The sequence below is a fragment of the Halomonas sp. genome, from assembly GCF_014859505.1.
Lineage (GTDB): Bacteria > Pseudomonadota > Gammaproteobacteria > Pseudomonadales > Halomonadaceae > Halomonas.
Window position 1 is genome coordinate 1 of the sequence record NZ_JACUUD010000125.1, and the last position, 7,438, is coordinate 7,438.

General features: G+C 65.3%; 4 protein-coding genes and 3 tRNA genes. All 7 read right to left on the reverse strand.

Features of this window, described 5'->3' with window-relative positions; translation table 11 throughout:
- A partial coding sequence (locus IBX53_RS13265) for a SpoVR family protein (protein WP_290910005.1) occupies positions 1-1,412 on the reverse strand: 1,412 nt, incomplete at its 3' end.
- Between the two features lie 28 nt (positions 1,413-1,440).
- Positions 1,441-2,724 carry a YeaH/YhbH family protein gene (locus IBX53_RS13270; RefSeq protein ID WP_290910007.1) on the reverse strand — a complete coding sequence of 428 codons (1,284 nt, stop codon included), beginning with the start codon at positions 2,722-2,724 and terminating at the stop codon, positions 1,441-1,443.
- Positions 2,725-2,740: 16 nt separating this feature from the next.
- Positions 2,741-4,663, reverse strand: a complete 1,923-nt coding sequence (locus IBX53_RS13275; protein ID WP_290910008.1) for a PrkA family serine protein kinase — start codon at positions 4,661-4,663, stop codon at positions 2,741-2,743.
- A 262-nt stretch (positions 4,664-4,925) separates the two neighbouring features.
- Positions 4,926-6,938, reverse strand: a complete 2,013-nt coding sequence (locus IBX53_RS13280) for an FAD-dependent oxidoreductase (protein WP_290910010.1) — start codon at positions 6,936-6,938, stop codon at positions 4,926-4,928.
- Positions 6,939-7,138: 200 nt separating this feature from the next.
- A tRNA-Asp gene (locus tag IBX53_RS13285) sits at positions 7,139-7,215 on the reverse strand.
- A 3-nt stretch (positions 7,216-7,218) separates the two neighbouring features.
- Positions 7,219-7,295: transfer RNA gene (locus tag IBX53_RS13290), tRNA-Val, on the reverse strand.
- A gap of 64 nt (positions 7,296-7,359) precedes the next feature.
- Positions 7,360-7,436, reverse strand: a tRNA-Asp gene (locus tag IBX53_RS13295).
- Positions 7,437-7,438 lie beyond the last annotated feature (2 nt).

Consider the following 7,438-nt stretch of genomic DNA (forward strand, 5'->3'; position numbering starts at 1 on the left):
GGGCGGCGGCTATCCTGGACATGGCGCAGGGTCAGCGAGCGGTCGCCGCGGATGTCCGCCGAATAGACCTGGATGTTGGGCTCACGCAGCGACAGGGCATACTGGGTGGCCAGCGCCTCGCGAACCCGCCGGTAGCCACGCTCGTCGTGGATCGCCGAGACCTCGAGCATCTCCTCCTGGTCATCGTCCACCACCATGAACAGCTTGAGGTCGCGGATGACCTTGGGCGACAGGAACTGCTGGATGAAGGACTCATCCTTGAAGTTCTTCATGGCGAACTCCAGGGTCTCCCGCCAGTCGCCGCCGGCAGCGTCGGGGAACCACTGGCGATCCTCCTCCGTCGGGTGTTCGCACAGGCGCCTCAGGTCGCTGAAGATGGCAAAGCCCAGCGCATAGGGGTTGATCCCGCTGTACCACTGGCTGTCGAAAGCGGGCTGATGCACCACCGCGGTGTGCGACTGCAGAAATTCCAGTATCAGCCCCTCATCCACCAGGCCCTCCTCATAGAGCCGGTTCATCAGGGTGTAGTGCCAGAAGGTCGCCCAGCCCTCGTTCATCACCTGGGTCTGGCGCTGGGGATAGAAGTACTGGGCCAGCTTGCGCACGATGCGCACCACCTCACGCTGCCAGGGCGCCAGCAGCGGCGCGTTCTTCTCGATGAAATAGAGCAGGTTCTCCTGGGGTTCGGCGGGGTAGCGCCCACCCGCATGCAGCCCCAGCGGATCCTCCTCGTCGTGTCCGCCGGCCAGCACGTCCGCGGGAGCCCGCTCGGGAATGGTGCTCCACAGGGTATTGACCTGAGACTGCAGATACGCTTCACGCTCCTTCTGGCGGCGCACCTCCTCGGCGGCGGAGATCGGCGAGGGGCGCTTGTAGCGGTCGACGCCGTAGTTCTGCAGGGCGTGGCAGGCGTCCAGCAGCTGCTCCACCGCCGCCACGCCATGGCGCTCCTCGCACTCGGCCACATATTTCCTGGCGAACATCAGGTAGTCGATGATCGAGCCGGCATCGGTCCAGGCGCGGAACAGATAGTTGCCCTTGAAGAAGGAGTTGTGGCCATAGCAGGCGTGGGCCATCACCAGCACCTGCATCATCAGGGTGTTCTCCTCCATCAGGTAGGCGATGCAGGGATCGGAGTTAATGACGAGCTCGTAGGCCAGTCCCATCTGGCCGCGCCGATAGGCCTGCTCAACGGCCAGGAACTGCTTGCCGAAGGACCAGTGGTGGTAGCCCACCGGCATGCCGACACTGGCGTAGGCGTCCATCATCTGCTCGGTGGTGATCACCTCGATCTGGTTGGGGTAGGTATCGAGGCGATACTCGTCCGCCAGCCGGGCGATCTCGCGCTCGAACTCGGTCAGGATCTCGAAGTTCCAGTCTGAGCCGGTGGCAATGGGCTTGCGTCGTGTCATGGTTCCTCCTCGGCGCCGCGTCGGGCGCTCAACCACCGACGGCGCGGCGCTTGAACAGCTCACGGAACACCGAATAGATATCTCCGGCCTCGACGATCTGGCGCATGGCGAAGCGCGCCGGAAACTCGGCGGCCACCGTCTCGTACTCCTCCCACAGCGCCTGATGGGCGTGGGGCGTGATCTCCACGTAGGTGAAGTACTGCAGGCGCGGCATCAGCTTCTTGATCAGCAGGTCGCGACAGGCGACGGAGTCATCGTCCCAGTTGTCGCCATCCGAGGCCTGGGCCACGTAGAGATTCCATTCCCCGGGCGGGTAGCGCTTGGCGATGATCTCGTCGACCAGGGTCAGGGCGCTGGAGACGATGGTGCCGCCGGTCTCCCGGGAGTAGAAGAACTCCTCCTCATCCACCTCCTTGGCGGCGGTGTGGTGGCGCACGAAGACCAGTTCGACCTTCTCGTAGCTGCGCTCCAGGAACAGGTAAAGCAGCAGGAAGAAGCGCTTGGCGATGTCCTTGTGAGCCTGGGTCATGGAGCCGGAGACGTCCATCACGCAGAACATCACCGCCTTGCTGGAGGGCATCGGCTGATTGACCAGGTTGTTGTAGCGCAGGTCGAAGGTATCGATGAAGGGCACCGCCTCGAGGCGTTTCTCGAGACGCTCGACCTCCGCCCTGAGCTCGTTGATGCGTGCCGGGTTGCGCAGCACCGGGTCCTTTGCCTCCTCGAGCTCCAGGGCCTCCCGCGCCTCGCGCAGGGCGCGACGGATCGGCGCCCGCATGGCGATGCGTCGCGCATGGGCCTCGCGCATGGAGCGCACGATATTGATCCGCGCCGGCACACCATGGCGGGACACACCCGCCCGGACCGGGCGCACCTCGTTGAGGTCCACCAGCGCCTTGCGCTCCAGGTGGGGCAGCTCCAGGCCTTCGAAGACGAAATCGAGGAACTCTTCACGGCTCAGGGTGAAGGCGAACTCGTCCATGCCCTCGCCCTGATCGGAGGCGCTGCCCTCCCCGGCCCCGCCGCCACCTCCGCCGCCGGGGCGGCGCAGGCGATCCCCCTCGATGAACTCCCGGTTGCCCGGAGCGACAATCGAACGCTTCCCGCCCGGGCCATGCTGGAACACCGGCTCGGAGATATCGCGACTCGGGATCGAGACCTTCTCGCCACGCTCCATGTCGGTGATGGAACGACGGTTCACCGCCTCCTCCACCGAGCGCTTGATATGGGTGCGGTAGCGATCGAGGAAGCGCTGGCGGTTGACCGCGCTCTTGTGCTTGGCGTTGGCCCGTCGATCGATGAAATAGGTCATGAATGACCTCCTCGGCCTACTGCGACTTGCGCACCCGCAGGTACCACTCGGAGAGCAGGCGCACCTGCTTCTCGGTGTAACCCCGCTCCACCATCCTGGCCACGAAGTCCTCGTGTTTCTTCTGGTCCGCCTGGGAGGCCTTGGCGTTGAAGGAGATCACCGGCAGCAACTCCTCGGTGTTGGCGAACATCTTCTGCTCGATCACGCCGCGCAGCTTCTCGTAGGATTGCCAGCTGGGGTTCATGCCGTTGTTGTGGGCACGGGCCCGCAGCACGAAGTTGACCACCTCGTGGCGGAAATCCTTGGGATTGGAGATGCCGGCCGGTTTCTCGATCTTCTCGAGCTCCTCGTTGAGAGACTGACGGTTGAACAGCTCGCCGGTCTCCGGGTCGCGGTACTCCTGGTCCTGGATCCAGAAGTCGGCGTAGGTGACGTAGCGGTCGAAGATGTTCTGGCCGTACTCGGAATAGGACTCCAGATAGGCCGTCTGGATCTCCTTGCCGATGAAGTCCACATAGCGCGGCGCCAGATACTCCTTGATGTAGCGCAGGTAGCGCTCGAAGGTCTCCCGGGGCAGCTGCTCCTGCTCCAGGCGCTGCTCCAGCACGTAGAGCAGGTGCACCGGGTTGGCCGCCACCTCCTGGCTGTCGAAGTTGAACACCTTGGAGAGGATCTTGAAGGCGAAGCGGGTGGATAGCCCGTCCATGCCCTCATCGACCCCGGCGGCATCCCGGTATTCCTGGATCGACTTGGCCTTGGGGTCGGTATCCTTGAGGTTCTCGCCGTCGTAGACCCGCATCTTGGAATAGACGCTGGAGTTCTCCGGCTCCTTGAGCCGCGAGAGCACCGTGAACTGGGCCAGCATGCGCAGGGTATCCGGCGCGCAGGGCGCCTGGTTGAGCGAGGAGTGCTCGAGCAGCTTGCGGTAGATCTTGACCTCCTCGGAGGCCCGCAGACAGTAGGGCACCTTGACGATATAGACGCGGTCGAGGAAAGCCTCGTTGTTGCGGTTGTTGCGGAAGGCCTGCCACTCGCTCTCGTTGGAGTGGGCCAGCACGACGCCCTCGAAGGGAATCGCCCCCATGCCCTCGGTGGGATTGTAGTTGCCCTCCTGGGTGGCGGTCAGCAGCGGATGCAGCACCTTGATCGGTGCCTTGAACATCTCCACGAACTCCATCAGCCCCTGATTGGCGCGGCACAGGCCACCGGAAAAGCTGTAGGCGTCGGGGTCATCCTGGGAGTACATCTCCAGCTGACGGATATCCACCTTGCCCACCAGGGAGGAGATGTCCTGGTTGTTCTCGTCGCCGGGCTCGGTCTTGGAGATGGCGATCTGGTTGAGCCGTGACGGGTAGAGGCGCACCACCCGGAACTGCGATATGTCGCCGCCGTACTCCTTGAGACGCTTGGCCGCCCAGGGCGACATCAGGCTCTTCAGGTAGCGCCGCGGGATGCCGTACTCCTTCTCGAGAAGCTCGCCGTCCTCCTCGGGCGAGAAGAGGCCCAGCGGCGACTCGTAGACCGGCGAGCCCTTGATGGCATAGAAGGGCACCTTCTCCATCAGCAGCTTGAGGCGCTCGGCCAGCGACGACTTGCCACCCCCCACGGGGCCAAGCAGATAGAGAATCTGCTTGCGCTCCTCGAGGCCCTGGGCGGCGTGGCGGAAGAAGGAGACGATCTGCTCGATCGCCTCCTCCATGCCGTAGAACTCGGCAAACGCCGGATAGCGGCGGATGACCTTGTTGGAGAAGATCCGAGACAGCCGTGGATCCTTGGCCGTGTCGATCACCTCGGGCTCGCCGATGGCCTCGAGCATCCGCTCGGCGGCCGACGCAAAGGTCGTCGGCTCCCGATGACAGAGCTCCAGGAACTCCTGCAGGGTCAACTCCTCCTGCTGGACGCGCTCGTAGCGGTTCTGCACATGGTCGAAGATGCTCATCGATGTCTCCTTAAAGCCCGATGATTCGGCGCCTTGCGTCAGCGGCGCTCCGGATCGTGGCAGTTTCAGCGTAGGACAGTCCGGCACAGCATTAGCGGACATCGAATCAACGCTGGACCCTAACTCCTGAGAGCCTGATGTCGACCAAGGGTTCGTTGGTAACCGTGGAGTTTTGCCAACGCAAGGCGATCGGGCCCGCCGAGAAGACTCGGCGGGCCCGAAGGAAAGCCAGCAGGAGAGCGGCGCCAGGCTAGGCAGGAGATTACAGAGCCGCCGCCACCCGGGTGCCCTGATCGATGGCGCGCTTGGCATCCAGCTCGGCGGCCTCCTCGGCGCCGCCGATCAGGTGCACCTCCAGGCCCTCGGCTCGAAGCGGCTCGAGCAGTTCTCGCACCGGTTCCTGGCCGGCGCAGATCACCACGGTATCGACCTCGAGCAGTCGCCCCTCTTCCCCCACCCGCAGGTGCAGCCCGGCATCGTCGATGCCCAGGTACTCGCAGCCGACCAGCGTCTCGACGCCGCGGTGCTTGAGCGAGGCGCGATGCACCCAGCCGGTGGTCTTGCCGAGGCCCTTCCCGGGCTTGGAGGCCTTGCGCTGCAGCAGGAAGACCCGACGAGGCACCTGGGGGCGGCGCGGCGCCTTGAGCCCTCCCGGCGTAGAGACCGAGAGATCCACGCCCCACTCGTCGCACCAGGCATCCCGATCCAGGGATACGTGATCGCCCTGGGTGAGCAGCTCCGCCACGTCGAAGCCGATGCCGCCGGCGCCGATGATCGCCACCCGCGGCCCGACCCGCTCTGGCTGCAGGATCGCCGCGGGATAGCTCATCACCTTAGGATGATCGCTGCCGGGCAGCGCCAGACGACGCGGGCGCACTCCGCTGGCCAGCACCACCGCATCGAAGTCCCGCAGCGCCGGGAGATCCGCCTCGCAGTCGAGGCGCACCTGCACCCGGTGCTTGTCCAGCATCACCCGGAAGTAGCGCAGGGTCTCGTCGAACTCCTCCTTGCCGGGGATACGGCGTGCGTAGTTGAACTGACCGCCCAGCTCGGTGCCGCGCTCGAACAGGGTCACCGCATGGCCCCGCTGAGCCGCGGTGAGCGCCGCCGCCAGTCCCGCTGGGCCGCCGCCCACCACGGCAATGCGCCTGGGAGTCTCGGCAGGCGCGATAAGCAGCTCGGTCTCGTGGCCAGCCCGCGGATTGACCAGGCAGGAGGTCGCCTTGCCCTGGAAGGTATGGTCCAGGCAGGCCTGGTTGCAGGCGATGCAGGTGTTGATCTCCTCGGCCCGACCCTCGGCGGCCTTGCTCACCCAGGCCGGGTCGGCCAGGAAGGGGCGCGCCATGGAGACCATGTCCGCATGGCCCTCGGCCAGCACCCGCTCGGCCACCTCCGGCATGTTGATGCGGTTGGTGGTGATCAGCGGCACCGAGAGTTCGGCCTTCAGCCGGCGTGTCACCTCGGTGAAGGCCGCCCGCGGCACGCTGGTGACGATGGTCGGCACCCGTGCCTCGTGCCAGCCGATGCCGGTATTGATCAGGCTGGCGCCAGCGGCCTCGACGGCGCGCCCCAGGGCCACCACCTCGTCATGGGTGCTGCCCTCCTCCACCAGGTCGATCATGGAGAGGCGGAAGATGATCAGGAAGTCGTCGCCCACCGCCTCGCGGATGCGCCGCACGATCTCCACCGGGAAGCGGATGCGATTCTCGAAGGCCCCGCCCCAGGCGTCATCGCGATGGTTGGTGCGCCGACAGATGAACTGGTTGATCAGGTAGCCCTCGGAGCCCATCACCTCCACGCCGTCGTAGCCGGCCTGCTGTGCCAGGGTCGCACAGCGCACGTAGTCGGCGAGTTGCTGCTCCACCTCGTCAGCGGAGAGCTCCCGCGGCATGAAGGGGTTGATGGGTGCCTGGATCGCCGAGGGGGCCACCAGGGCCGGGCTGTAGGCGTAGCGCCCGGCATGCAGGATCTGCAGGCAGAGGCACCCACCCTCGGCATGCACCGCCTCCACCAGACGGCGATGCTCGGGCAACTGCGCCTCCCGATCCAGGGTGGCGGCGCCCTGGAAGACGGCGCCCTCGGGGTTGGGCGCGATGCCGCCGGTGACGATCAGCGCCACGCCCTCCCGGGCCCGCTCGGCATAGAAGGCGGCCAGGCGCTCGAAGCCGCCGGGCGCCTCCTCCAGGTTGGTGTGCATGGAGCCCATCAGCACCCGGTTGGGCAGCGTCAGGTGGCCCACCGACAGGGGACGGAAGAGATGGGAATAGGCAGTCACGGCGTGCTCCTTGTTCTTGGCAGACGACAGCGATGAATAAGCCGACGGGCAAAATTCAAACAACTGTATGACAGCGGACACGAAGGCGCAAAGCCTGATGCAAGAAACGGCCAGGGGCAAGGGGGGGCAGAAACGACGAAGCCCCGAGCGAGAAGGCTCGGGGCTTGCGAGATTCGTGTACAGCGAAGTGCCTGCAGGAATGGCGGACCGGACGGGACTCGAACCCGCGACCTCCGGCGTGACAGGCCGGCATTCTAACCAACTGAACTACCGGTCCGCGTGGTGGGTGATACCGGATTCGAACCAGTGACCCCCAGCATGTGAGGCTGGTGCTCTAACCAACTGAGCTAATCACCCACGTGAACTGCTAAGCATACTGCATCTTTCTACGGCGACCTGCTTGTGCTGTCGGCCATCATCGTGGCGGACCGGACGGGACTCGAACCCGCGACCTCCGGCGTGACAGGCCGGCATTCTAACCAACTGAACTACCGGTCCGC